General features: G+C 63.9%; 25 protein-coding genes and 1 pseudogene. 17 read left to right on the top strand and 9 right to left on the bottom strand.

Annotation, left to right across the window (positions count from 1 at the left end; translation table 11 throughout):
* Positions 1 to 17: 17 nt before the first annotated feature.
* Positions 18 to 362, bottom strand: coding sequence for an MmcQ/YjbR family DNA-binding protein (locus AKL29_RS30400; protein WP_050386683.1), 345 nt, complete (start codon positions 360 to 362; stop codon positions 18 to 20).
* A 191-nt stretch (positions 363 to 553) separates the two neighbouring features.
* Between AKL29_RS30400 and AKL29_RS30395 the strand changes: the two genes are divergently transcribed.
* The 5 genes from AKL29_RS30395 to AKL29_RS30375 all read left to right on the top strand — a co-directional run bounded on the left by AKL29_RS30395 (position 554) and on the right by AKL29_RS30375 (position 4,497).
* Entirely contained in the window at positions 554 to 1,186 is a 633-nt protein-coding gene (locus AKL29_RS30395; protein WP_244482503.1) for a PadR family transcriptional regulator, read from the top strand.
* A gap of 26 nt (positions 1,187 to 1,212) precedes the next feature.
* On the top strand, positions 1,213 to 1,857 hold the full coding sequence (locus tag AKL29_RS30390) for an O-methyltransferase (RefSeq protein WP_244482502.1): 645 nt from the start codon (positions 1,213 to 1,215) through the stop codon (positions 1,855 to 1,857).
* Positions 1,858 to 1,966: 109 nt separating this feature from the next.
* Positions 1,967 to 2,662, top strand: a complete 696-nt coding sequence (locus AKL29_RS30385) for a GNAT family N-acetyltransferase (protein WP_050386680.1) — start codon at positions 1,967 to 1,969, stop codon at positions 2,660 to 2,662.
* A gap of 100 nt (positions 2,663 to 2,762) precedes the next feature.
* Positions 2,763 to 3,638: a glyoxalase III HchA gene (hchA, locus tag AKL29_RS30380; RefSeq protein ID WP_028335108.1), complete on the top strand. Its 876-nt coding sequence runs from the start codon at positions 2,763 to 2,765 to the stop codon at positions 3,636 to 3,638.
* Between the two features lie 154 nt (positions 3,639 to 3,792).
* Positions 3,793 to 4,497, top strand: a complete 705-nt coding sequence (locus AKL29_RS30375; protein WP_028335109.1) for a PA1136 family autoinducer-binding transcriptional regulator — start codon at positions 3,793 to 3,795, stop codon at positions 4,495 to 4,497.
* Positions 4,498 to 4,545: 48 nt separating this feature from the next.
* On the opposite strand, the gene AKL29_RS30370 is transcribed toward AKL29_RS30375, so the two are convergent.
* Complete coding sequence (locus tag AKL29_RS30370; RefSeq protein WP_050386679.1) at positions 4,546 to 5,478, bottom strand: LysR family transcriptional regulator; 933 nt, start codon at positions 5,476 to 5,478, stop codon at positions 4,546 to 4,548.
* Positions 5,479 to 5,576: 98 nt separating this feature from the next.
* On the opposite strand from AKL29_RS30370, the gene AKL29_RS30365 reads away from it, so the two are divergent.
* Both AKL29_RS30365 and AKL29_RS30360 read left to right on the top strand, forming a co-directional pair.
* Positions 5,577 to 6,800, top strand: coding sequence for an MFS transporter (locus tag AKL29_RS30365; RefSeq protein WP_050386678.1), 1,224 nt, complete (start codon positions 5,577 to 5,579; stop codon positions 6,798 to 6,800).
* A 62-nt stretch (positions 6,801 to 6,862) separates the two neighbouring features.
* On the top strand, positions 6,863 to 7,207 hold the full coding sequence (locus AKL29_RS30360; RefSeq protein WP_050386677.1) for a Lin0512 family protein: 345 nt from the start codon (positions 6,863 to 6,865) through the stop codon (positions 7,205 to 7,207).
* A 32-nt stretch (positions 7,208 to 7,239) separates the two neighbouring features.
* Here AKL29_RS30360 and AKL29_RS30355 read toward each other — a convergent pair whose 3' ends face one another.
* The gene (locus tag AKL29_RS30355) at positions 7,240 to 8,121 is read right to left on the bottom strand and encodes an SDR family oxidoreductase (protein WP_050386676.1); all 882 of its coding nucleotides are present in this window, start codon (positions 8,119 to 8,121) and stop codon (positions 7,240 to 7,242) included.
* Positions 8,122 to 8,215: 94 nt separating this feature from the next.
* Between AKL29_RS30355 and AKL29_RS30350 the strand changes: the two genes are divergently transcribed.
* Positions 8,216 to 8,920 carry a glutathione S-transferase family protein gene (locus tag AKL29_RS30350; RefSeq protein WP_028335114.1) on the top strand — a complete coding sequence of 235 codons (705 nt, stop codon included), beginning with the start codon at positions 8,216 to 8,218 and terminating at the stop codon, positions 8,918 to 8,920.
* A gap of 5 nt (positions 8,921 to 8,925) precedes the next feature.
* Here AKL29_RS30350 and AKL29_RS30345 read toward each other — a convergent pair whose 3' ends face one another.
* On the bottom strand, positions 8,926 to 9,471 hold the full coding sequence (locus AKL29_RS30345; RefSeq protein ID WP_050386675.1) for a disulfide bond formation protein B: 546 nt from the start codon (positions 9,469 to 9,471) through the stop codon (positions 8,926 to 8,928).
* 8 nt (positions 9,472 to 9,479) lie between these two features.
* On the bottom strand, positions 9,480 to 9,638 hold the full coding sequence (locus tag AKL29_RS43485) for a DUF5993 family protein (RefSeq protein ID WP_167350435.1): 159 nt from the start codon (positions 9,636 to 9,638) through the stop codon (positions 9,480 to 9,482).
* Positions 9,639 to 9,778: 140 nt separating this feature from the next.
* Between AKL29_RS43485 and AKL29_RS30340 the strand changes: the two genes are divergently transcribed.
* The 3 genes and pseudogenes from AKL29_RS30340 (at position 9,779) to AKL29_RS30335 (ending at position 12,417) form a co-directional block, all read left to right on the top strand.
* Positions 9,779 to 11,107, top strand: coding sequence for a dicarboxylate/amino acid:cation symporter (locus AKL29_RS30340; protein WP_050386674.1), 1,329 nt, complete (start codon positions 9,779 to 9,781; stop codon positions 11,105 to 11,107).
* Between the two features lie 290 nt (positions 11,108 to 11,397).
* A pseudogene (locus tag AKL29_RS39935) lies at positions 11,398 to 11,634 on the top strand (hypothetical protein); the annotation flags it as partial.
* Positions 11,635 to 11,775: 141 nt separating this feature from the next.
* Positions 11,776 to 12,417: a glutathione S-transferase family protein gene (locus AKL29_RS30335; RefSeq protein ID WP_050386673.1), complete on the top strand. Its 642-nt coding sequence runs from the start codon at positions 11,776 to 11,778 to the stop codon at positions 12,415 to 12,417.
* Between the two features lie 220 nt (positions 12,418 to 12,637).
* Here the strand turns inward: AKL29_RS30335 and AKL29_RS30330 are convergent, their stop codons facing one another.
* Complete coding sequence (locus tag AKL29_RS30330; protein WP_244482501.1) at positions 12,638 to 15,112, bottom strand: arylsulfatase; 2,475 nt, start codon at positions 15,110 to 15,112, stop codon at positions 12,638 to 12,640.
* 343 nt (positions 15,113 to 15,455) lie between these two features.
* Positions 15,456 to 17,009 (bottom strand): winged helix-turn-helix domain-containing tetratricopeptide repeat protein, encoded by a 1,554-nt coding sequence (locus AKL29_RS30325; RefSeq protein ID WP_050386672.1) that lies wholly within the window; start codon positions 17,007 to 17,009, stop codon positions 15,456 to 15,458.
* A 163-nt stretch (positions 17,010 to 17,172) separates the two neighbouring features.
* On the opposite strand from AKL29_RS30325, the gene AKL29_RS30320 reads away from it, so the two are divergent.
* The 3 genes from AKL29_RS30320 to AKL29_RS30310 all read left to right on the top strand — a co-directional run bounded on the left by AKL29_RS30320 (position 17,173) and on the right by AKL29_RS30310 (position 19,211).
* On the top strand, positions 17,173 to 18,213 hold the full coding sequence (locus tag AKL29_RS30320; RefSeq protein ID WP_050386671.1) for an alpha/beta fold hydrolase: 1,041 nt from the start codon (positions 17,173 to 17,175) through the stop codon (positions 18,211 to 18,213).
* A gap of 20 nt (positions 18,214 to 18,233) precedes the next feature.
* Entirely contained in the window at positions 18,234 to 18,743 is a 510-nt protein-coding gene (locus AKL29_RS30315; RefSeq protein WP_050386670.1) for a cytochrome P460 family protein, read from the top strand.
* Positions 18,744 to 18,842: 99 nt separating this feature from the next.
* On the top strand, positions 18,843 to 19,211 hold the full coding sequence (locus tag AKL29_RS30310; protein WP_028335122.1) for an ArsC family reductase: 369 nt from the start codon (positions 18,843 to 18,845) through the stop codon (positions 19,209 to 19,211).
* A 45-nt stretch (positions 19,212 to 19,256) separates the two neighbouring features.
* Here the strand turns inward: AKL29_RS30310 and AKL29_RS30305 are convergent, their stop codons facing one another.
* Together AKL29_RS30305 and AKL29_RS43030 are read right to left on the bottom strand one after the other, a co-directional pair.
* Complete coding sequence (locus AKL29_RS30305; RefSeq protein ID WP_050386668.1) at positions 19,257 to 19,874, bottom strand: hypothetical protein; 618 nt, start codon at positions 19,872 to 19,874, stop codon at positions 19,257 to 19,259.
* A 3-nt stretch (positions 19,875 to 19,877) separates the two neighbouring features.
* The gene (locus AKL29_RS43030) at positions 19,878 to 20,039 is read right to left on the bottom strand and encodes a hypothetical protein (protein WP_167350425.1); all 162 of its coding nucleotides are present in this window, start codon (positions 20,037 to 20,039) and stop codon (positions 19,878 to 19,880) included.
* Positions 20,040 to 20,377: 338 nt separating this feature from the next.
* Here AKL29_RS43030 and AKL29_RS30300 point away from each other — a divergent pair, with 338 nt between their 5' ends.
* The 3 genes from AKL29_RS30300 to AKL29_RS30290 form a co-directional block, all read left to right on the top strand.
* Positions 20,378 to 21,133: an ABC transporter ATP-binding protein gene (locus tag AKL29_RS30300; protein ID WP_016839877.1), complete on the top strand. Its 756-nt coding sequence runs from the start codon at positions 20,378 to 20,380 to the stop codon at positions 21,131 to 21,133.
* Positions 21,126 to 21,869: an ABC transporter ATP-binding protein gene (locus tag AKL29_RS30295; RefSeq protein ID WP_050386667.1), complete on the top strand. Its 744-nt coding sequence runs from the start codon at positions 21,126 to 21,128 to the stop codon at positions 21,867 to 21,869. The genes AKL29_RS30300 and AKL29_RS30295 overlap by 8 nt, the downstream gene beginning before the upstream one ends.
* 40 nt (positions 21,870 to 21,909) lie before the next feature.
* Positions 21,910 to 22,607 (top strand): ABC transporter substrate-binding protein (locus tag AKL29_RS30290; protein WP_244482511.1); only part of this gene is annotated, 698 nt, incomplete at its 3' end.

Here is a 22,607-nt window from a genome sequence, read left to right as displayed (position 1 = left end):
CGTTGCGACTCCGGCGATCAGTCGAGCCCGAGCGCTTTGCGCGACAACTTTTCGACGATGAGCGCATGCGCCTGGTCGAGATAGGCCTTGAGCTCGGCATCGGGCAGGGAGTCGTTCGCCATCAACTGCACCCATTTGGCGCGCGCCAGATACGGCGCCGGCTGCGCCAGACCCTGCTCGATCAGCAGCTGATAGGCCATGTTCGAGGTCTTGAACATGAACCCGCCGGTGCTCTCGATGTAGCCGCCGGCCAGCGCGAACATCTTGCCGCCGACCTTGAACACCGACGTCCCTTCCCATTGCACCACCTTGGTGGCGGCGGGCAGGCGCAGACAATGGGCTTCGAAGGTCTTGGGGCGCATGAGTCACAAGGCTGGAAGGCGTTCAAAGCCATAGGCCAGCCGTATGAAGGTCGGCAAGCCCCGGACTGAGCCCGGCCAGCCCTCCGCCAGCACCAGCCGCCGCTTCGTCCCGACGTCTCACGAAAACGTGGGTTGCTGTCGCTCAATCTGTAGATATATCGTAAGATATGTTTTCAGTAAGGAATGAACAAATGAGACGATCGATGTTTCGCGACCGGGACGATGACGGCTTCCGGTTCGGGTTCTTCGCCATGGGCCGGCACGGCCGGGGCGGCCACCGCTTTGGCCGCGGCGGCCATGGCTTCTTCGGGCGGGGTGGCAGCAGTGACTTTCCGGGATCGCGGCGGCTTTCGTCGCAGGATCTGCAACTGGTCATCCTCGCGTTGCTCGGCGAGCAGCCGGCACACGGCTACGAGCTGATCAAGAGGATCGAGGAGCGGTCGGACGGCTTCTACAGCCCGAGCCCGGGCGTGATCTATCCGGCGCTGACATTCCTCGAGGAGATCGGCCATGCCAGCGTCACCCAGGACGCCGCGCGCAAGCTCTACAGCATCAACGAGCAGGGCAGAACGTATCTCGGCGAGAACCGCACGACCGCGGATACCATCCTCGAGGCGCTGTCGCGGATCGGCCGCCGCATGGAGGAGGTGCGCGAAGCCTTCGCCGGCGTGAGCGATCTCGATGGCGAAGCGTCCGACGAGGTACACCGCGCCCGTCACGCGCTGAAGAGCGCGCTGCGCCAGAAGCGCGGCTGCGATGCCGCGGAGGCGCGGCGGATCGCAAAGATCCTCGACCGCGCGGCCGCTGAGATCCTGCAGCAATGACGCCGTCGCAGCAAACGAGACCTTTCTTGTACAACGCCGAACCGCACAGCGCGATCCGTGATGCCCGCGTCACCGCCGTCATCGAGCGTCTGCAGGCCACCCGCCGGGCGCCCGTGCGCGGCAATCCGATGCAGAGCGGCAGCCGCGACCCGCACGACTACGCCGAGCAGGGATTCTCGATCCACCCGGAGCAGGGCGAGCTCATCTATCTGTTGTGCCGCGGCCTGCGCGCCAAGCGCGTCGCCGAGTTCGCGACCTCGGTCGGAATGTCGACCCTCTATTTCGCTGCCGCGATGTGCGACAATGGCGGCGGCACCGTGATCGGGTCGGAGATCGTACCGGCCAAGGTCGCAGCGGCGAAGCGCAATCTTGCGGAGGCCGGCCTTGCCGACTACGCCGAGATCCGCGAGGGCGATGCGCGCAAGACGCTGCGCGATCTCGGTGGTCCCGTCGACTTCGTCCTGATCGACGGCTGGCCGGGCGACAAGGGGCCGACGCTGGCGCGCCAGGTGATCGAGATCGTCGCGCCGCAGCTGCGTGTCGGCGGCTACGTCATGAACGACAATGCCGAGGCGGATTTCCTGGAATTCGTACGCGATCCCGGCAACGGCTTCGTGTCGATCACGCTGCCGCTCAAGGGTGGCACCGAGCTCTGCCTGAAGGTGGCGTAGCGGGGTTTTCACCTGCTGTCGTGATTGTGAGCCGCAACCACACCATGCCATGCTGGATTTTGCCGGCGCTTCTTGCTCTGTTCGAGGAAAATCAGGAGCGAAGCGCCGCATGTCCGAAGTCCCGCCCATTCATCCGCTCGATCGCCCGATCTGGAGCGCGCTGACCACGAGACAGCGCGAGTTGGCGGAAGGCGGCGCCGATGCAAGGCGCTTTCCGCTTGCGATCGCACCCTTCGCCGACATGGTCGACATGTCGCCACGGAGCTTTGCCGCGCTCGGTGCGCTGCTGTCGGGACCTGACGTCGCGGTGCTGTTCACGCCCGATCCTGTCCCGGTGCCGCCGCAGTTCAAGGTGCTGCTGGCCGAGACCGGCGAGCAGATGATCGGCGTGCCCGCGGACCATTCTGCGCCCGGCGTCGAGATCGTCACGCTCGGCGCTGCCGATGTTCCGGAGATGATGGCGTTGACGGAGCTGACAAAGCCCGGCCCGTTCAGTGCGCGGACGCATGAGCTCGGCAGCTTTTTCGGCATCCGTATCAATGGCGAACTGGTCGCGATGACCGGCGAACGGATGAAGCCGGGGAACTACACCGAGATGACCGCCGTCTGCGTGCATCCGGAGCATCGCGGCCGCGGCTACGCGCAGGCGCTGCTGTCGGCGGTCGCCGGCCAGATCGTGGCGCGCGGCGAAATTCCATTCCTGCACGTCTTCACCAGCAATGTCTCGGCGATCGCGCTCTATCGTCGCCAGGGCATGGAGGTCCGCCGCCGCCTGCACATCACGGTGTTGCAGAAGCAAGGGTAGGGATGCCCGGCAGAGTGGGTTGAGGGAAATCCCTCATTCCTCATCGCGGATCTCGTGCTTACCTTTGCCGGATCGCAACACGATGAGAGAGGATATCTCGATGTCCGAGCAATCCCAGGACAAGCGTCCCGTACCCGATCCGGCGGAGAACAACGCTTTCTTTCCGTCGCCTTACTCGCTTGGGCAATTCACCTCGGCCAAGTCGGATCTCTCCGGCGCGGACTACCCCAACGCCTACAGGGGCGGCCGCTGGAAAATTCTGATGATCGCCGCGGACGAGCGCTATCTGCTGTTGCAGAACGGCACGATGTTCTCGACCGGCAACCATCCCGTTGAGACCTTGTTGCCGATGTATCACCTCGACAAGGCGGGCTTCGAATTCGATATTGCGACCGTGTCGGGTAATCCGGTCAAATTCGAGCTCTGGGCGTTTCCGAAGGAGGACGACGCGGTCAAGAGCATCTACCAGAAATATCTCCCCAGGCTGAAGCAGCCGCTGAAGCTCTCCGACGTGATCGAAAAAAAGCTCGGCAAGGATTCCGACTATATCGCGGTGTTCATTCCCGGCGGCCATGGTGCGCTGATCGGCTTGCCCGAAAGCACCGACGTGAAGGCCGCCCTGAAATGGGCGCTCGACAACGACAAGCACATCATCTCGCTTTGCCATGGCCCGGCGGCGTTGCTGGCGTCCGCGGTCGGCGAAGCCAAGGGCGACTATCCCTTCAAGGGCTACAAGATCTGCGCATTTCCCGACGCCATCGATCGGACCACGCCCGATATCGGCTACATGCCGGGCGCGCTGACCTGGGCATTCGGCGAACAGTTGCAGGCGCTCGGCGTCGAGATCTTGAACAAGGACATCACCGGCAAGACCCATCAGGATCGCAAGCTGATCACCGGTGACAGCCCCTTCGCCGCCAATAATGTCGGCAAGGCTGCCGCAAAGGCGCTGCTCGATACGCTCGGCGGGCGCTGAGCGGTCGGCGGCTCAAGCTGCGGGCGCGGCGCACCCCGCCGCGCCGCCGGTGGCGGCTCAATGTCGCGCGCCTTGCAGGCCGGTCTCGCTTGAGGGAAAATCCTCAACGCGCTGGGCCGCACGATCGGCCTTCCGCAAGACACGATGGTACCGCATGGACCGCTACATCGAAGCCGTGGTTGCGATCGAGGGCAGCGAGAGCTTGCCCGCGATCCAGGCGGCGGTGCGGTCCGCGAGCCTGCCGCTCGGCTACGACCGGTTCGTGATGTTCTCGGCGTCGCCGGCACGCGAGGACCTGGTTGACCGGATCTACTGGGTCGAAGGCGACTGGTTCGGCAAAGGCGTGACCGTCGATGCCGAGACCTATGTCCGGCATTGTCCGGTGACGCGCAATTTCCTCGATGTGGACCAGGCGTTTTTCTGGACCAAGGTGATGTCGGCGCGCGGCGAGAAGTACCGCGTGGTGCGCACGCCGCGCGGGCCCGGTTTCCATGGGCTGCAGGTTCCGGTGTTCGGGCGCACCGGCCTTGAAGGCGCGATGAGCTTCGCCGGGACGCGGATCGATGCGTCGGCGCGGACGCGTGCGGCGCTGACCATGATCGGTGCGGCGGCCTTCCGCGCCGCCCGCGGGCTGATGGAAGCCCACGAGCCGAACGGTGCGTCGAGCCTGTCGCCGCGGGAGCGCGAGGTGTTGCGCTGGACCTCCGCGGGACGTCGCCAGGCCGACATCGCGGCATCGCTCGGCCTGTCGGAACGCACGGTCGAGAACCATTTGCGACGTGCGCGGCTTCGGCTCGGCGTCGCCACGACAGCGCAGGCCATTCGGCTCGCGATCCGCAGCGGTGAGATCGAGGACTGAGGCGCTTGCGGACGGCCGCCACAGGGCCGGGCGAGCGATCGCCGCGGCTCAGTGTTTCTTCGCCGTCTTCGCCCTGGTCTTCGGCGCATGCGTGCCCGCCGCGATCCGCGTCAATGCATCGGCAAACGCGCGTGCCGCAGGTCCCAGCGGTTCATCGAGCCGGTGGGCGAGATAGGCCTCCATTGCAAGCGCGGCGTTGCGGCCGAGCGCGCCGGTTTCGACCCGCACCAGGCGGCGCTCCTTCAGGTCGCGCGCCACCTGCCAGAGCGGCAGCCGGCCCCAGCCGAGCCCCGCCAGGATCATGGCGTGCTTGGTGTCCTGATTGCTCACCCTGCATATCTGCGGCGAGAGCACGCCGAAGCTACGGCCTTCCGACAGCGGGGTCGGATCCGACAGCACGATCTGGAGATGATCGGCGAGATCCGCCACGCTCTTGCGGCCGCGGCGCGCGAGCGGATGGCTTGCGGAGGCGACGGCGACGATCTGCACCGCACAGATCGCATCGAGCGCAAGACGGGGATCGCGAAAATCCTCGCCGACCGTGACGGCGAGCGCGCTGCGCCGTTCGGTCAAGCCGGCGATCGGACCGCCCATCGGTTCGACCGCGAGCCGCACGCTGACAGACGGATAGGCCGCCCGCATTTCCGTCAGCGCCGCGCCGACGGCGGCGATCGGAAACAGCGTATCGACCACCAGCGAGAGTTCCGATTCCACGCCATCGCCCAGGCTGCGTGCCCGCGCCCGCATCGCGTCGACACGCAGCAGCAGGTCGCGCGCGTTGCCCAGCAGTGCCTTGCCCTCGGCCGTCAGCGCCGGGCGATGGTTGGAGCGGTCGAACAGCGTGAGCCCGAGCTCGGCCTCGAGGTTGGCGATGGCATGACTGACCGCGGATTGCACCCGCGCCAGTTTGGTCGCGGCGGCGCGAAAGCTGCCGCTCTCGGCGATGGCGACAAAGGTGCGGAGCGTCAGGTTGTCGAGCATGATCTATGAAATCGATCAATCGGATGCAAAACATATCACTCCTGTCGATGGTCGGGAAACGCTATCTCTGTGCCGTGAGCCAGGGGCGGAGTGGACGCATGACGATCGAGACGGCCGTGATGCAGCAGAGCGAGGCGAAGCGATGGGCCACGGTCGCCATCGTGATCGGTTGCGGGATCGGCGCGGCGCTGCAGGTCGGCAAGGTTCCGATTGCCGCCTCGATGCTGCAGCAGAGCCTCGGCATCGACCTTGCCGCGGTCGGAACGATCGCCGGCATCTTTGCGGTCCTCGGGCTTGTCGGCAGCGTTCCGGCGGGCGTGGTGATTGCCGCGGTTGGCACGCGCAGGGTGCTGCTGTGCGGGCTCGCGGCGATCACGCTGGGGGCAGGCTCGGGCGCGCTCGCGCCACAGCTCGCGGTGCTATTGGCATCGCGCATGCTGGAAGGGCTCGGCTTCCTTCTGGTGATGGTCGCGGCCCCCGCATTGCTCGATCGCGTCGTCGATGTCAGCGCACGTGACGTCACCATGGCGGTGTGGAGCTGCGTGATGCCGTTCGGGATCGCGCTGGCCCTGGTCGCCGGACCGATCTTCGATGGCTGGCGCACGATCTGGTGGGCCAGTGCGGCCTTTGTTGCCGTGCTGTTCATCCTAGCCGGCCTCATCGTGCCTGAAGTGGCATCGCGGACCGGCGCGGCGCGGAGCGGCCTGATGCGGGAAGCCACCGCGCTGGCACAGCGCCGCACCCCGGCGCTTCTGATGGTGCTGTTTGCGCTCTACAGCCTGATGTTCTTTGCGTTGTTCAGCTTCCTGCCGATCGTGCTGACCGAGCGGCTCGGCGTGTCCAGCCAAGGCGCCGGCGGGCTCAGTGCGTTGGCCGCGGCCGGCAACGTCGTCGGCAATCTCGCCGCCGGTCATCTGCTTGCGCGCGGCGTCAGCCGCAATTTGCTGATTGCCGTGGCGGCATTCGTGATGGGCGCGTCCGCGCTCGGAATCTTCCTGCCGGTGCTCGGCGGCTGGGGCGCATTCTGGCTGTGCCTTTTGTTCTCCGCGATCGGCGGCCTGATCCCGGCGACGTTGCTGGCAACCGCACCCGCCGCGGCGCGATCGGCGGCGATGGTGCCTGTCATGATGGGCCTGTTGATGACGGGCAGCAATTTCGGCCAGGTCACCGGTCCGATCGCGGTCGGCGCCGTGGTCTCGGCATGGGGCTGGGGCGCGGCTTGCGTCATGGTGGTGGCCGCGGCGATCCTTGCCGGTCTCGCGGCGTGGATGCTGGCGCGGGGCGATCACAACAGCGTAAGCGAGGCGAGGGACCCGGCTTGACGCCGCGCGCGCAGGGGCCGAAGGAGTGACGGTCTCTCACGCCAACGACAGCAGGAACCTTCATGACACGCGTGCGCTGTATCACCGAAATGGGCATGGGCGTCGACGTCCACGGCCGCGACGCCACCAAGGCCGCCAAGCGGGCCGTCTCGGACGCCATCCGTCATTCCAGTCTCGGCTTCTTCCGCATGCTCGGCAAGACCGCCAACGACATGTTCGTCGACGTCACGATTGCCGTGCCGAATCCCGAAGATATCGATACCGCAGCGGTCGCGAAGGAATTGCCCTATGGCACCAAGACCGTGAAGGCGATCGCGGGTGGGCTCGAGATTCCGTCTGATCTCGGCAACGACCCGATTCTGATCGCGAACGCCGCCGTCATCGTCAGCTTCGACGACGGCAAGTGACGGAAGCGCGTCAGGCGACCGGCATGCGTGCGTTATTCGCCGCCACTGAAATAGTCGGGCTTGCCGGTCGTCCAGGTCTCGCCCCAATGCTGGCCGCCGCCGTCGACGGTCAGCGTCTCGCCGGTGACGAACTTGCCGGAGGGCGCGGCGAGGTAGACGGTTGCCTCCGCAATGTCCCATGGCGTGCCCGGGCGCATCATCGGATTGGAGCGCGGGTAGGCGGCGCGCGCCGCTTCGCTGTAAACGTTCCAGCCCTCGGTCTCGATCGCGCCGGGCGCGATGCAGTTGATGCGGATGTTCAGCGGCGCCCATTCGACCGCGAGCGCGCGCGACAGGCCGATCACGCCGGAGCGTGCCGCGATCGAGTGCGCAATGCCGTAGAGGCCGTGCGTCGTGACCACGACGATATTGACGATGCTGCCGGGATGCTTGCGGTCGCGCCAGCGCTGCGCCGCGGCCTGCATCATGTACCAGGTACCGTTGAGGTTGGTGTTGATGACCGCATTCCAGCCCTTGATCGAGACGTCGATCGCAGCTTGCGGGAACTGGCCGCCGGCGCTGTTGACGAGATGATCGACACGGCCGTGCTCGGTCCACAGCGCCTCGAACATCGCATTGACCGCGTCGGGATCCTTGATGTCGGCGACATGCGCGGACGCCTTGAGCCCACGATGGACGAGACGATCGACCAGTGCGTCGAGCCGGTCGGCATTGCGGCCGGCGACCACGACATGCGCGCCGAGCCGGGCGAACAGCCATGCGATGGCGCGGCCGATGCCGCCGGCGCCGCCGGACACCACGACCACCTGACCGGCGAGCGCATCAGCCGCGAACACGGTCGGGTGCGTTGCGAGTTCGTCGTCGGAGAGGCCGAGCGTTGCGCCTGTTGTTGCGCCTGTCTGTTGATCGTTCATGGCCGGTTGCAGACCTTGCGGCTTTCACTGAGCTCCGTACATTAGCCATCCAACAACAACCGTGCAAAGCAACAACCCTGCAAAGAATGTCGACATGACCGACTTGTCTGCCTTTCCCATCACAAAACGCTGGCCCACCCAGCATCCGGACCGCCTTCAGCTCTATTCGCTGCCGACGCCGAACGGCGTGAAGGTCTCGATCATGCTCGAGGAGATCGGGCTGCCTTACGAGGTCCATCTCGTCGACTTCAACAAGGATGACCAGAAGACGCCGGAGTTCCTGTCGCTGAACCCGAACGGCAAGATCCCGGCGATCCTCGATCCCAACGGTCCAGGCGGCAAGCCGCTGCCATTGTTCGAATCCGGCGCCATCCTGCAATATCTCGCCGACAAGACCGGCAAGCTGCTGCCGGCGGACGCGGCGCGCCGCTATCAGGCGATCCAGTGGGTGCATTTCCAGATGGGCGGCATCGGACCGATGTTTGGCCAGGTCGGGTTCTTCCACAAATTCGCCGGCAAGGATTACGAGGACAAGCGGCCGCTGCAGCGCTACGTCGCCGAGTCGAAGCGCCTGCTCAGCGTGATGGAGATGCATCTCGCCGGACGGCAGTGGTTCATGGACGACGAATACAGCATCGCCGACATCTCGATGCTCGGCTGGGTGCGCAATCTGATCGGCTTCTACGGTGCGCGCGAGCTCGTCGAATTCGACCAGTTCACGCAGGTCGCGGCCTGGCTGGAGCGCGGTCTCAAGCGGCCGGCCGTGGAGCGCGGATTGAATATTCCGAAACGGCCCTAAGCAGCCTACTTCAGCAGCTCATAGACGATGGGATTGTCGGCGCAGGCGGCAAAGCCACACTCGAGCAGGGTGGAGAGCACATTCAGTGCCGTCAGCCCGACCACCAGCCACACCGCACCTTGCGCGAAGGCGCCGGGCGAGCTGCCCGGCGCCGCGCGGCGCTCGAACTGGCGGTCGAACAGCAGCATCGCCGCGAGCAGCACGATCGCGGCGATGAATCCGATCAGCGCCCACGTATAATAATGATAGCCGAACAGCGCCGAACCGTAGCCGGCATCGCCGGGGAGGATGTGCAGCAGCACCTGCCGGGTCGAGACCGTCGCGCCGACGACGGCCGTCAGCAGCGACAACGCATAATGACTTGGCCGCGGCCCGAAGCGGATATTGAGGATCGGCCCGATCGCCAACAGTGCGAACAGGATGCGCTGCAACAGACAGAGCGGGCAGGGCAGCTCGTGGAGCAGCAGCTGCGCGGCAAAGGCGGCGGCCAGTACCAGCGCCAGCCCATAGAGCGCGACGGCATTGAGGGTGACGGCCTGGGTGTCGTTCATGGCCGGCCTCAGAACGACAAATTGAGACGGTCGGTGGCGTGGTGCAGCAAGGTCGCGACGCAGGCGATCAGGATCACCGCGAACAAGCCGATCGCGACGGGGCGCGGGCCACGCCAGGCCACCAGCATGGCGATGGTGATGGCGAGAAACAATGCCGTGAATTCCATTCCCAGCCTCCCGATGCGAGCCGGCCGCACTCTATGACAGATTCGTGTGCGCTCGCGACGCCACGAATGGGCATTGTCGCTTGCGCGCGGCTCCGCCAAGATGGCATCACCAGTTGAGTTCATCCTAGCCGGGGCACCTCATGACCACAGCCGCGATCAAGCCCATTGCCCATCCCCGTCATCAGCCCTGGTACAAGATCCTCTACGTTCAGGTGCTGATCGCGATCGTGGCAGGTGTCCTGATCGGATATTTCTATCCGAATCTCGGCAAGGAATTGAAGCCGCTGGGCGACGGCTTCATCGCGCTGATCAAGATGATGATCGCGCCCGTCATCTTCTGCACCGTGGTGCACGGCATCTCCTCGATGGGCGATCTCAAGCGCGTCGGCCGGGTCGGGTTGAAGACGCTGATCTATTTCGAGGCGGTGTCGACGGTGGCGCTTGCGGTCGGTCTTCTGGTCGGCGAGCTGCTGCAGCCCGGCCACGGCTTTAACATCGATCCATCCACGATCGATCCGAAATCGGTCTCCAACTACGTCACGCAGGCCAAAGAGCAGGGCATCGTTGCCCATCTGATGGCGATCATTCCGGACAGCTATCTCGGCGCGGTGGCGCGCGGCGACCTGTTGCAGGTGCTGCTGATCTCGATCCTCTCGGGCTTCGCCATCGCTCTCATGGGCAAGGTCGGCGAGCCGATTGCGTCCGCGATCGACACGGCCGCCAAGATGTTCTTCGGCATCATCCGGATCATCGTCCGCGTCGCGCCGCTCGGCGCATTCGGCGCAATGGCCTTCACGGTCGGCGCCTACGGCCTCGGCTCGCTGTTGAATCTGGCAGCGCTGATCGCGACCTTCTATCTCACCAGCATCTTGTTCGTGCTGATCGTGCTGGGCGCCATCGCACGGCTCGCCGGCTTCTCGATCATCCGCTTCATCGCCTATATCAAGGACGAGCTCCTGATCGTGCTCGGCACGTCGTCGTCGGAGACGGTGCTGCCGCAGATGATCCAGAAGATGGAGCATCTCGGCGCCTCGCGCTCGGTGGTCGGGCTCGTGGTGCCGACCGGCTACAGCTTCAATCTCGACGGCACCAACATCTACATGACGCTGGCGACGCTGTTCCTGGCGCAGGCCACCAACACGCATCTGACGATCTGGCAGGAGCTCGGCATTCTGGGCATCGCCATGATCACCTCGAAGGGCGCTTCCGGCGTCACCGGCGCCGGCTTCATCACGCTCGCCGCGACGCTGTCGATCGTACCCGACATTCCGATCCAGTCGATCGCGATCCTGGTCGGCATCGACAAGTTCATGAGCGAGTGCCGTGCGCTCACCAACCTGATCGGCAACGGCGTCGCTTGCGTCGTGATCAGTCTGTCGGAAGGGGAGCTCGACAAGCAGGCGCTGCACGAGACGATGGCGCATCCGCTCGAGCTCGGCGAGGCGCTGGAGCCGGGCGGCTCAGGCTAGAGTAATATGAAGTTATGGGGCCGTCGCAGGGGGCGCTGCCAAAAATAGCGAAAACAACCCCATGCAAAGCAGCCGGCGGCCGGCGTTGGGCCAAACAACTTGACACGTCGGGCAACTCAGGGATATTCTTCTAATATTCCGAAATTGCGCAGCCTGGACTTAGTCCGCTAGGTACGGCCTATCGTATGCTGTCGCCTCATCGAACGTCAGGTTTCGGACCGAGATCGACGGGACAAAATCGACCCGTTGGGGACGTAGGTGGGGCGGCAAAAATGTCTTCTTTTTAAGGCAATTCGGTCGGAGGCGAGATGGTCGATCCGTGGCCCCCAGATGCAAAGTTTCAAATGGGTGACTATGCTGCAAAGAAGGGGCGAGCATCATGGCGCGGTAGAATCGTTGGTTGGTATCGTACGGATTTGACCAAGCTCGGATACGCGATCGAGAGCTACTTCGAGCCTGGCTCGGTGCAGATTTACCCAGAGACGGCGATCGACGCATGGAAGCCGCCGGTCTTGGAACGTGAGTGACCGAGTCTCACCCTCCTGCGACCTTCGCAACGTCTGCTAATGGGCAAGGGCGCGGTGCTCTTACACGAATCGGAAGGACGGTCGTGGGCAGGTACCAAGCGTTAGATTCGATCCACTAGCCCAATCCAGGAACGCTTAACCATGCTCACCGTCTATGGCGAAGGTCGTGGCTTCCGTGTTGTCTGGCTGCTCGAGGAATTGGGATTGGCGTATCGGCTGCGCCCGGTCGATCTGTTCGCAGTCGAGAATGATCGCGATTTCCTCGCGATCAACCCCGCCGGCTTCATTCCCGTACTGCAGGACGGCGAGACAATCATGGTCGAATCGATTGGGATTCTCGAGTACCTGCTCGCCCGCCACGGCTCGGGTTCGCTTGCCGTCGCCCCTGATGATCCCGCCTTCGCGTCCTATCTGCAATTTCTCCACTTGGGCGAGGCCGGGCTCGCCGGGCCGATGAACGCCGTCATTGTCGGTCGCCAACTGGCGCCCGCAGCCGAGCGAGATGCCCGGGTGACCTGCTGGGCATTCGAGACCTTCGAGAGCCGGCTGGGGCTGGTTATCCGCCGCCTCGCGGATTGCCCCTATCTCGCCGGCGACCGCTTCACGGCTGCCGATATCTCGGTGAGCTACGCCCTGCTGCTCGGCCTGCGAACCGGCAACTACGTCCCCGGTCCGACCGAGCGGGACTATCTCGCCCGCACGACGGTACGCCCTGCCTACCTCCGAGCGATGGAAAGCTGCCAGGCCACCAAGGCCTGGGCGGCAAGATCACCGGGATTGTAGTGTTTCGCTTCAATCCGGCTGTGGCTCCGGGCTTACAAGTCTACTGCCTGGGCCGTGTACTCATCGAGCGGCTGGCGCCCGATGTCCGCTTAACCCCCATCAGCGGCGGAGAAGCGGATATCTCCCGAGATCGCCGAAAGGGCCTGTAGCAGACGTCGACTCGCGGTTGATTGTTTCCGCCTCGTGCCAATCGCGGGCTTGTAATCAGCGAAAGGTCAGTTCAATCCCTGGCTTTTTCAAGCGCGTGCCGCATTACCTTCTGCTCATCGCTCGATAGTTGCGTTGCCCCGAGGTTGAAGGTCAGCTTGTCGATCTTCCCGGTGAACTGGAATGGCAGCTTGTAGCTGTCATCCACGCCGGTCCGGGTATCGGAGCCGATGTCGAAAGACTCGTCGATGGCCATCAGGAACGCAATCGAGTGCGGCATCGACTTGCGGGAAATCTCTTTGCCGTCTACCGAGAGTACCCCGGTGCCGCCTTTGCCGAAGCCGGGCCCATCATATTTGAAATCGAACACGATCGTATGCTTGCCCGGCTTGAGCGGCGAGCCGAGCCAGTCGCGCGCTCCTACGCCGGCTTCCCAGCGATACCGTTTCAGATCCAGCATGTTGTAGACAAAGACGGGCTTGCCTTTCAGCAGGTAGAGGCCATACCCGGCGAAGCGGCCGCCCAGCGTTGCGATCATGCCCTCGGCCCCGCCCGGTGGGACCGTGATCTCGGCAGTGATCTTGTAGTCTTTGTTTAAGAGGCTTGGCGCGTTATCGACCGGAATACCGGAATTGAAACCTGTATACGTGAAGACGGTCCGTCCCGCGGTGGCGCTCGGCCGCGGTGTGATGAGGCGCGGCAGAACTGAATTATCCAAAGGCAAGACCTGAAATTTGGCTGCCTCCGCCAGGAACAACGCCTGCATCTCCTTCAGCTTGTCGGGATTCTGACCGGCAAGGTCGTTGTTTTGCGAATAGTCGTCCGCGATGTTGTAGAGTTCCCACTTGTAGTCGCTGATCTCAGGCAGCTTGGCCGTTCCCAGAAGCCAGGGCGGCGCCGGCGGCGTCGTGCATGCATACCAACCATCGTGATAGATTCCGCGGTTGGCGAACATCTCGAAGTACTGGGTGTCGCGTTTCGACGGCGCGTTGGCATTGGCCTGGTCGAACGTGTAAGCCATGCTCACGCCCTCGATGGGCTTTTGCGCAATTCCGTTCACCGTCGTCGGAGCTTGGATGCCTGTGGCTTCAAGAATGGTCGGCACGATGTCGATCATGTGGTGGAACTGGGAGCGAATGCCGCCGACATCCTTGATGTGTCCGGGCCATGAGATGGCCATACCCTGCCGGGTGCCGCCGAAATGCGATGCCACCTGCTTGGTCCATTTGAACGGCGTGTCGAAGGCCCAGGACCATGCCACCGACATGTGCGGGTAGGTCTTGTCGGAGCCCCAATTCTCGTAATGGAGCATCAGCTCGGCTTCGGGCAATTTCAACACGCCGTTGTAGGCGGTCATCTGGTTCGGAGTGCCTTCCAACGTCCCTTCAGCGCTAGTGCCGTTGTCACCACTGATGTAAATGATCAGCGTGTTATCGAGCTTGCCCATGTCCTGGACGGCCTGGATGACGCGGCCGATCTCATAGTCGGTATATGCCGCGTAGCCGGCAAATACCTCGGCCTCGCGCGCATATAGCTTCTTCTGAATCAATGACAGCGAGTCCCACTTCGGCAACGTGTCGGGCCATGGGGTGAGCTGGGTGTTAGCCGGGATCACGCCGAGCTTTTTCTGGTTGGAGAAAATCTGCTCACGCAGCTTCTCCCAACCCATGTCGAACTTGCCCTTGAACTTGTCTATCCATTCCTTTTTCGGCTGATGCGGCGAATGCGTTCCTCCGGGCACGTAGTAGACGAAGAACGGTTTGTCGGGAGCGGCGGCGTTCAATCCGTTCATGTAGTTGATGGCGTCGTCCGCCATATCCGTGATGAGGTTGTAGTTTTGCTTGCCGATCCACGGAAATACCTGGGTCGTGTTACGAAACAGATAGGGCGTCCATTGGTCCGTCTCGCCGCCCATGAACCCGTAAAAATACTCAAATCCCATGCCGATCGGCCATTGATCGAACGGCCCCGCCGAGCTGTACGTATAGGTCGGCGTGTTGTGGTTCTTACCGAACCATGAGGTCGCAAAGCCATTGTCCCGCAGAATCGTCCCGATTGTCGCGCTCTCAGGTCCGATGACGGAATCGTATCCGGGATAACCGGTCGACATTTCACCGATCACGCCAAACCCGACAGAGTGGTGGTTACGACCGGTAATTAGTGCCGCCCGCGTCGGCGAGCAAAGTGCTGTCGAGTGAAATTGCGTATAGCGCAAGCCGGCCTTGGCGACACGATCCATCGCAGGGGTCGGAACGACGCCACCGAACGTACCCGACACACCATAACCTTGGTCGTCGGTCATGATCAGCAGTACGTTTGGCGCGCCTTTGGGCGGCACGACGGACGGTGGCCAGTAGGGCTTTGAGTCTTTGGCGGTTTCGTTGATCACGCCGCCGAACTTCGGAGGTTCGGGGGGAAGCTGCTTGCCGTCGATTGTGATCGTAGCGCCGGGCGAACCCGCTGCTCCGGTCGTCTGCTGCGCTATCGAGGGCAGCGTTGTGAGCAAGGTCAACGCAGCAGTAGACAACATCAGGGCGGACAAATTCATGATCGATCCTCCAGACGGGCTCGACGCACGGGCCACATACTGACACTGAAATAAACGGCCGGCAGCTTGGGGTTGATTTAGATCAACGAATGTCCGCTTCGGGCTAAACTCGGCAAAACTCAAGGTGAGCAAAATGCGTCCACTTTCGGGCGCATCGCGACCGATCCCGTCGGCACGGGCTCATTGAGCCTCGCTGCCGGGCAAGATTCCAATCTTGGACCGAAGGCGGTTGAATCATGCGTTACGAATTCTCCGACGAGGAAGAGACTGTCATCAGGCCGATGCTGCCAGGCAGCCCGCGCAACGTACCACGGGTGAATGATCGTCGCGTCCTCGGAGCGTCTCAATCCCGGACGCCGGCGGCCTTGAGGGTCTCACGATAGGTCGCGGACATCGCTTCTACCGGAAACGGAATCCGCGACAGGAAGCCGGAGATCGAAAACTCCGGATCGACCTTGAGCAGCTCGCGCGCGATCTGGGTCGCGCGCTCGGTCTCGCCGGTCTTGACGAGCGCCACGATCAGGACGCGCAGCGCCACCGCGAAGCGGCGGTTCTGCGCCAGCGCCTTGTCCGCCCACATCACCGCCTCGGCGAAATTCTGGTCGAGCACCGCGCAGATCGCGAGCGCCGCGGCGGCGAACCAGCCGCGCGGATCGCGCGGGTTCAGACGCTGCGCGCGCTCGATCATGGCGCGGCCGGCTTTCTGATTACCACGCATCGCCTCGATCCAGCCGCCGAGCACCAGCGCCATCGCCGAGTTCGGGTTGATCGCCAGCGAGCGCTCGAACAGATCGCGTGCGGGCTCGATCTTGTCGGCCATGTTCCAGATCGCGAACGCCGCCATCCACAAGACCTGCGGGTCACCGGGCGCGAGCTCGACCGCGCGCCAGGCTTGCGCGACCGCGCGTTCCCGGTAGGCATCGTTCGGCTTCAGCCAGCCCTGGACATGGCGCATCGCATGACAATAGGCGGAGGCCGCCAGCGCCGGTGCATAGGCGGGGTCGAGCGCCAGTGCCTGGTCGAGGCAATCGAGCGCCGCTTCCATGCTCTCGGGCGTGAACTCGTAACGCAGGCTGTAGGCGCGCAGCAGCAGATCGTAGGCGTCGAGCCTGTCGGGCGGCGCTGCCCGCACCCGCTCGGCTTCCGCGACGAGCAGGGTCGGCTCGATCGCGCCGACCACGTTCTCGGTGATGCGGTCCTGCAGGTCGAACACATCAGTCGCTGCGCCATCGAACCGATCGGCCCACAGATGCGCACCGGAGACGGCGTCGATTAGCTGCCCGGTGATGCGCAGCCGATCGCCGCCGCGGCGGACGCTGCCTTCGAGCACATAGCCGACGCCGAGATCGCGTCCAACCTGGCGGATGTCGACCGCCTTGCCCTTGTAGGTGAAGGCGGAGTTGCGCGCGATCACGGTGAGGCGGCTGCAACGCGCGAGCGCGGTGGTGATGTCCTCGGCGATGCCGTCGGCGAAATAATCCTGCTCGGGATCGCCGCTCATGTTGGTGAAGGGCAGCACCGCGATCGACGGGCCCTCGCTCGGCCGCGGCGGGCTGGCACTGTCTGCAGCCGGGCGATCGGGCGCGGTGTCCTCCCGGACATCGCCGACAAAGCGGAGGCCCTTGCGGGGCAGGGTGCGGATCAGCCGCTGCTCCTCGCCATTGTCGCCGATCGCAGTCCGTGCGGCGTTGATCCGGCTGCTCAGCGTCGCTTCCGAGACGATCCGGCCGTGCCAGACGGCGGCCAGCACCTCGTCGCGGCTGACCACCCGATCACGGGCGCGGATCAGGAACTCGATGAGGTCGAAGACCTGCGGCTCGACGGCCACCAGAGCATCGCCACGGCGCAGCTCACGGCGCTCGGAATCGAGGGTCAAGTCGTTGAAATGGTAAGTCAAATCGAAGAGTCCGGCGGCCGGCGGCTGAATGCGTGGCGGAACCTAGCACAGGCGGCCCGGAGCCAAAATCACGACGGTCTGAAGGGCAAATCCACGTCCTCTGAAAGCGGACGGGGGCGGTCTCTGCAATATTTCATCCCGACACCAGACGCAGGAGATCGCCATGTCGCAGTCCATCAATCAGCAACGCCGCCGCTTCCTTGGCATCGCCGGCGGGATCCTTGCCGCCTCCAGGCTCGGCTTCATCGGCTCGGCTCAGGCACAGTCCAAGCCGGCGCTGCCTGCGATCAAGGCTGGCGCGCACACCACGATCGGTCCGGTCAAGCAGATCAATGCCGGCGTGCTTGATACCGGTTATGTCGAGATGGGGCCTGCGTCCGGTCCCGCAGTGATCCTGCTGCACGGCTGGCCCTACGACATCCACAGCTATGCCGACGTCGCGCCGGCGCTCGCCGAGGCCGGCTACCGCGTGATCGTGCCGCATCTGCGCGGCTACGGCACGACGCGCTTCCTCTCCAGCGACACCATGCGCAGCGGCCAGCCGGTCGCGGTCTCAGCCGACATCATCGCGCTGATGGATGCGTTGAAGATCGAGAAGGCCGTGCTCGGCGGCTATGATTGGGGCGCGCGCACCGCCAACATCATGGCGGTGCTCTGGCCCGAGCGCTGCAAGGCCATGGTTTCGGTGAGCGGCTATCTGATCGGCAGCCAGGCGGCCGGCAAGGTGCCGCTGCCGCCGAAGGCCGAGCTGCAATGGTGGTACCAGTTCTATTTCGCGACCGAGCGCGGCCGCGAGGGCTACGCCAAGAACCGGCATGACTTTGCCAAGCTGATCTGGCAGTTGGCGTCGCCGCAGTGGAAGTTCGACGACGCCACCTTCGACCGCAGCGCGGCGGCCTTCGAGAATCCTGACCACGTCGATATCGTGATCCACAATTACCGCTGGCGGCTTGATCTCGCCGAGGGCGAGGCGAAGTACGACCCGTTCGAGAAGACGCTCGCCCAAGCGCCCGTCATCGCGATCCCGACCATCACGATGGAGGGCGATGCCAACGGCGCGCCGCATCCCGAGCCCGCAGCCTATGCCAAGAAGTTCTCCGGCCACTATGAGCATCGGCTCCTGATCGGCGGTATCGGCCACAATCTGCCGCAGGAAGCGCCGCAGGCCTTCGTGCAGGCCATCATCGACGTCAGCAAGGTCTGAGACGGAGCGGATCACCGATCATGAGACAGGTTGTGAAATGGGCAGCTGCCGCGATCGCGGCAGCCTGCATCAGCGCGGCACTGCCGTTCGCCGTTGGGCGCGCCGATGACGCGGCACTGGCATCGCCGATCTTCGGCGTGAAAATCCCTGACGGCTATCGCGACTGGAAGCTGATCGCGGTCGGCGAGGAGACCGGGCTGGACGAACTTCGCAGCGTGCTCGGCAACGCGACCGCCGTGAAGGCCTATCAGGACGGCGCCGCGCGTTTCCCCGACGGCACCGTGCTGGTCAAGCTCGCCTGGAAGCGCAAGCCGGTTGCAGGCCTCGACGGCGCCTTCATCACGGGGCCCGCGACCACGGTCCAGGTCATGGTCAAGGACTCCGTCAAATATGCCTCCACCGGCGGCTGGGGCTTTGGCCGCTTCATCGACGGCAAGCCGGTCGACGCCGCCCAGCACGAGACGTGTTTTGCCTGCCACGAGGCCCACGCCAGCGATCACGATTTCGTCTTTACCCATTACGCGCATTGAACGCCGGCAATATCGGTGTGGAGACCTGATGGCTCTGATCTGGCGCCGGGATTGCCGCGAGGCTAGTTTCCCCGCGGCAATCGCATGCGGGGAACGGCTTTGACCATCACCATCTACGGCATCAAGAACTGCGACACCATGAAGAAGGCGCGGGCCTGGCTCGACGATCATGGCGTCGCCTACGACTTCCACGACTACAAGACCGCCGGGATCGCCAAGGACAAGCTCAAGCAGTGGAGCGACGAGGTCGGCTGGGAAACGCTGCTCAACCGCGCCGGTACCACCTTCAAGAAGTTACCCGATGCCGACAAGGAAGGCTTGAACGAGCGCAAGGCGCTGGCGCTGATGGCCGAGCAGCCCTCGATGATCAAGCGCCCGGTGCTCGATCTCGGACCGAAGCGCGTCGTCGGCTTCAAGCCGGACATCTACGCCAAGGAAGTGCCGGCGAAGGCGCGCAAGAAGGGCTAAGGCGCTTCCAGCGATGGGGTGACCGCTTCGCGTGAAGCGACGCGTCTAGATCAACTCGACTGAATCATGGCTCACGGGACGATCCGTCGGGACGAACCTGCGGTCGATCACCGCCCGCTCCGTGACCACCGGGGCCGACTTCGCAGCCACACCCATCAGATTGTGCAGCCGAAAGCGGCCTTCGGTGCTGATCGCCTTGTAGGAGCCGATGATGTGCTCGACGGCATCGCCGCGTCCGAACGGCAAGAGCAGCCGTTCATAGGAAACCTCCTTGCCGTCGGCGTCGGCGACCGTCGCAACGGTGTAGGTCGGGCGCTTGCGCACGAGGCAGGCACGATATGACAGGATGACCCCCGCGTAGCGCTCGGGTCCGATCGCGTCATCGAGGTAGCGGTTGGTGCGCAGCCGCGACTCGACGTGCTCGTTGCCATAGGCCGTCGTCAGCCGCGCGCCTTCCTGCGTGATCAGGAAACGCGCGGCCTCGCCACTGCCGACCACGTCGAAGCTCATCATGTCGGCGCGCTCGTCGGCGGTGTCCTCGATATGGAAGTCGCACAGCAGGGGAAGCGCGTCCGGCATACGCAGCGCGCGCAGCCAGGCGTTCAGCAGCACCCGCTGCGTGATCGATTTGACCACCGATGGATCGGCACTTCTGAATTGCATCGGCTAGCCGAATTCAGGCACATCCCCGAACGGGATGCGGCCAAGGACAAGTTCATCGATCTGCGGGATGGTTTGGCTGCGGGCATAAAGTCGCAGCCACGTGCCGAGGAAATCACGTTGCGGGATCGATTTGACGACCGAAGAACTGGCGCGCTCGAAATGCAAGGCTCTAGCCATTCATATGCAATGGCCGGAGCTTCGGCGAGAGGCGCAAATATTCTATGAAAGCGGGAGTCCGGAGCAAAACACCGTTAACAACCGCTTTCCCGAGGCGCAAAGCGCGCCGAAATGCCATTCGACTAAGGATCAACCGGAACCGGTCACGCTGATGCCGCAGTGCACAGCTTTCCACCTTGCGTAACCGCCGCAGATGACGGCATATTCCGGCCCGGAGGCGACGGGCCCCGGACGGTTTCCAAGACGGATCGGACGCCTGTCGGACACGAAAAAAGCTGGCCACGCGGGCGAGGGGCTTCGCAGCGATGGCGTATGGGGGAATCTATTTGGCAGATGAGTTCATCCTCGAAACCAGCGGATTGACCAAGGAATTCGCGGGTTTCTTCGCCGTTCGCGACGTCGCGTTGAAAGTGCGTCGGGGCAGTATCCATGCGTTGATCGGGCCGAACGGCGCCGGCAAGACGACCTGTTTCAATCTGCTGACCAAATTCCTGAAGCCGTCGGCAGGCCAGATTCGCTACAAGGGCCACGACATCACCGCGATGCCGCCGGCCGACGTGGCGCGCCTCGGGCTGGTCCGTTCGTTTCAGATTTCGGCGGTATTTCCGCATCTGACCGCGCTCGAGAACGTCCGCGTGGCGCTTCAGCGGCAACACGGTTCGTCGTTCGATTTCTGGCGTTCGAAAAGCGTGCTGGACCGCTTCAATCCGCGCGCCCACGAGCTCCTGAACGACGTCGGCTTGAGCGAATTCGCCAACACGCCGGCGGTGGAGATGCCGTACGGCCGCAAGCGCGCACTTGAAATTGCAACGACGCTCGCGCTCGACCCCGAGATGATGCTGCTCGACGAGCCGATGGCCGGCATGGGCCACGAGGACATCGACAAGATCGCGGCGCTGATCAAGCGGATTTCCGCGAAATACACCATCCTGATGGTCGAACATAACCTCTCGGTGGTGGCCAACCTCTCCGACATCATCACCGTGCTGACGCGCGGGCAGGTGCTGGCGGAGGGCAACTACGCCGACCTCTCCAAGGACGAGCGCGTGAAGGAAGCCTATCTGGGAGCGGGTCATGGCTGAGGCAAAACTGGCGGAGAAGCCCGTGGCTGCGGCCGGCGCCGACGTGCTGACGGTCAAGGATCTGCAGGCCTGGTACGGCGAATCCCACATCCTTCACGGGATCAATTTCAACGTGAAGGCCGGCGAGGTGGTGACGCTGCTCGGCCGCAACGGTGCCGGCAAGACCACCACGCTGAAGTCGGTGATGGGCGTGATCGGCAAGCGCGCCGGCTCGATCCGCTTCGACAATCAGGAAATCATCCGCGCCACCTCGGACAAAATCGCGCGGCTCGGCATCGCATTCTGTCCCGAGGAGCGCGGCATTTTCGCCAGCCTCGACGTCCGCGAGAACCTGCTGCTGCCGCCGGTGGTGCGGCCGGGCGGCCTGCCGCTCGACCAGATCTTCACGCTGTTTCCCAACCTGAAGGAGCGCCTCACCAGCCAGGGCACCAAGCTCTCGGGCGGCGAGCAGCAGATGCTGGCGATTGCGCGCATCCTGCGGACCGGCGCGCGCTTTCTGATGCTGGACGAGCCGACCGAAGGGTTGGCCCCGGTCATCATCCAGCAGATCGGGCACACCATTGCGCGCCTGAAGTCGCAGGGATTCACGATCCTGTTGGTCGAGCAGAATTTCCGTTTCGCCTCGACCGTTGCGGACCGCTACTACATTGTCGAGCACGGCAAGGTGATCGACGGCTTCGCGAATTCGGAGCTGTCGGCCAACATGGACAAGCTCCATACCTATCTCGGCGTCTGATATCGCCAGAACCAGAAAATTTAGGACGAGGGAATACGATATGAAGAACAAGATTTCGGCGCTCTTGCTCGGCACCGCGATGGTGCTGTCTGCCGCAAGCGTCGCCTCCGCCCAGGAAAAGCTCGACAAGACGGTCAAGATCGGCGCGCTGTCGGATCAGTCCGGCCTCTACGCCGATCTCGCCGGCCCCGGCTCGACGCTGGCGGCGCAGATGGCGATCGAGGACTCCGGCCTCAAGGCCAAGGGCTGGACCATCGACCTGATCTCCGGCGATCACCAGAACAAGCCCGATATCGGCACCACCATCGCCCGGCAGTGGTTCGACGTCGACAAGGTCGACACCATCGTCGACGTGCCGAATTCCGGCGTCGCGCTCGCGGTCAACAACGTCGTGAAGGAAAAGAACGGCGTCTACATCAATTCGGGCGCCGCCACCTCCGATCTCACCAACGCGCAGTGCTCGCCGAATACCGTGCACTGGACCTACGACACTTACATGCTCGCCCACGCCACCGGCCAGGCGCTGGTGAAGGCGGGCGGGGACACCTGGTTCTTCCTCACCGCGGATTACGCGTTCGGCGCCGCGCTCGAGCGCGACACCACGGCCGTCGTCACCGCCAATGGCGGCAAGGTGGTCGGCGGCGTCAAGCATCCGCTCAACACCGCTGACTTCTCCTCCTTCCTGCTGCAGGCGCAGGCCTCCAAGGCCAAGATCATCGGTCTCGCCAATGCCGGCGG

This window comes from Bradyrhizobium pachyrhizi (assembly GCF_001189245.1).
Lineage (GTDB): Bacteria > Pseudomonadota > Alphaproteobacteria > Rhizobiales > Xanthobacteraceae > Bradyrhizobium > Bradyrhizobium pachyrhizi.
The sequence above is the reverse complement of the archived record's forward strand: the minus strand, read 5'-3'. Positions and strand labels throughout refer to the sequence as shown.

Coding starts and splice junctions, on each gene's coding strand:
- AKL29_RS30340 (WP_050386674.1), top strand. CDS start 9,779: ATGACCACAGCCGCGATCAAGCCCATTGCCCATCCCCGTCATCAGCCC.
- AKL29_RS30295 (WP_050386667.1), top strand. CDS start 21,126: ATGGCTGAGGCAAAACTGGCGGAGAAGCCCGTGGCTGCGGCCGGCGCC.
- AKL29_RS30330 (WP_244482501.1), bottom strand. CDS start 15,112: ATGAATTTGTCCGCCCTGATGTTGTCTACTGCTGCGTTGACCTTGCTC.
- AKL29_RS30335 (WP_050386673.1), top strand. CDS start 11,776: ATGCTCACCGTCTATGGCGAAGGTCGTGGCTTCCGTGTTGTCTGGCTG.
- AKL29_RS30365 (WP_050386678.1), top strand. CDS start 5,577: ATGACGATCGAGACGGCCGTGATGCAGCAGAGCGAGGCGAAGCGATGG.
- AKL29_RS30315 (WP_050386670.1), top strand. CDS start 18,234: ATGAGACAGGTTGTGAAATGGGCAGCTGCCGCGATCGCGGCAGCCTGC.
- AKL29_RS30360 (WP_050386677.1), top strand. CDS start 6,863: ATGACACGCGTGCGCTGTATCACCGAAATGGGCATGGGCGTCGACGTC.
- AKL29_RS30305 (WP_050386668.1), bottom strand. CDS start 19,874: ATGCAATTCAGAAGTGCCGATCCATCGGTGGTCAAATCGATCACGCAG.
- AKL29_RS30370 (WP_050386679.1), bottom strand. CDS start 5,478: ATGCTCGACAACCTGACGCTCCGCACCTTTGTCGCCATCGCCGAGAGC.
- hchA (WP_028335108.1), top strand. CDS start 2,763: ATGTCCGAGCAATCCCAGGACAAGCGTCCCGTACCCGATCCGGCGGAG.
- AKL29_RS30320 (WP_050386671.1), top strand. CDS start 17,173: ATGTCGCAGTCCATCAATCAGCAACGCCGCCGCTTCCTTGGCATCGCC.
- AKL29_RS30395 (WP_244482503.1), top strand. CDS start 554: ATGAGACGATCGATGTTTCGCGACCGGGACGATGACGGCTTCCGGTTC.
- AKL29_RS30355 (WP_050386676.1), bottom strand. CDS start 8,121: ATGAACGATCAACAGACAGGCGCAACAACAGGCGCAACGCTCGGCCTC.
- AKL29_RS30350 (WP_028335114.1), top strand. CDS start 8,216: ATGACCGACTTGTCTGCCTTTCCCATCACAAAACGCTGGCCCACCCAG.
- AKL29_RS30375 (WP_028335109.1), top strand. CDS start 3,793: ATGGACCGCTACATCGAAGCCGTGGTTGCGATCGAGGGCAGCGAGAGC.
- AKL29_RS30345 (WP_050386675.1), bottom strand. CDS start 9,471: ATGAACGACACCCAGGCCGTCACCCTCAATGCCGTCGCGCTCTATGGG.
- AKL29_RS30400 (WP_050386683.1), bottom strand. CDS start 362: ATGCGCCCCAAGACCTTCGAAGCCCATTGTCTGCGCCTGCCCGCCGCC.
- AKL29_RS30385 (WP_050386680.1), top strand. CDS start 1,967: ATGTCCGAAGTCCCGCCCATTCATCCGCTCGATCGCCCGATCTGGAGC.
- AKL29_RS43485 (WP_167350435.1), bottom strand. CDS start 9,638: ATGGAATTCACGGCATTGTTTCTCGCCATCACCATCGCCATGCTGGTG.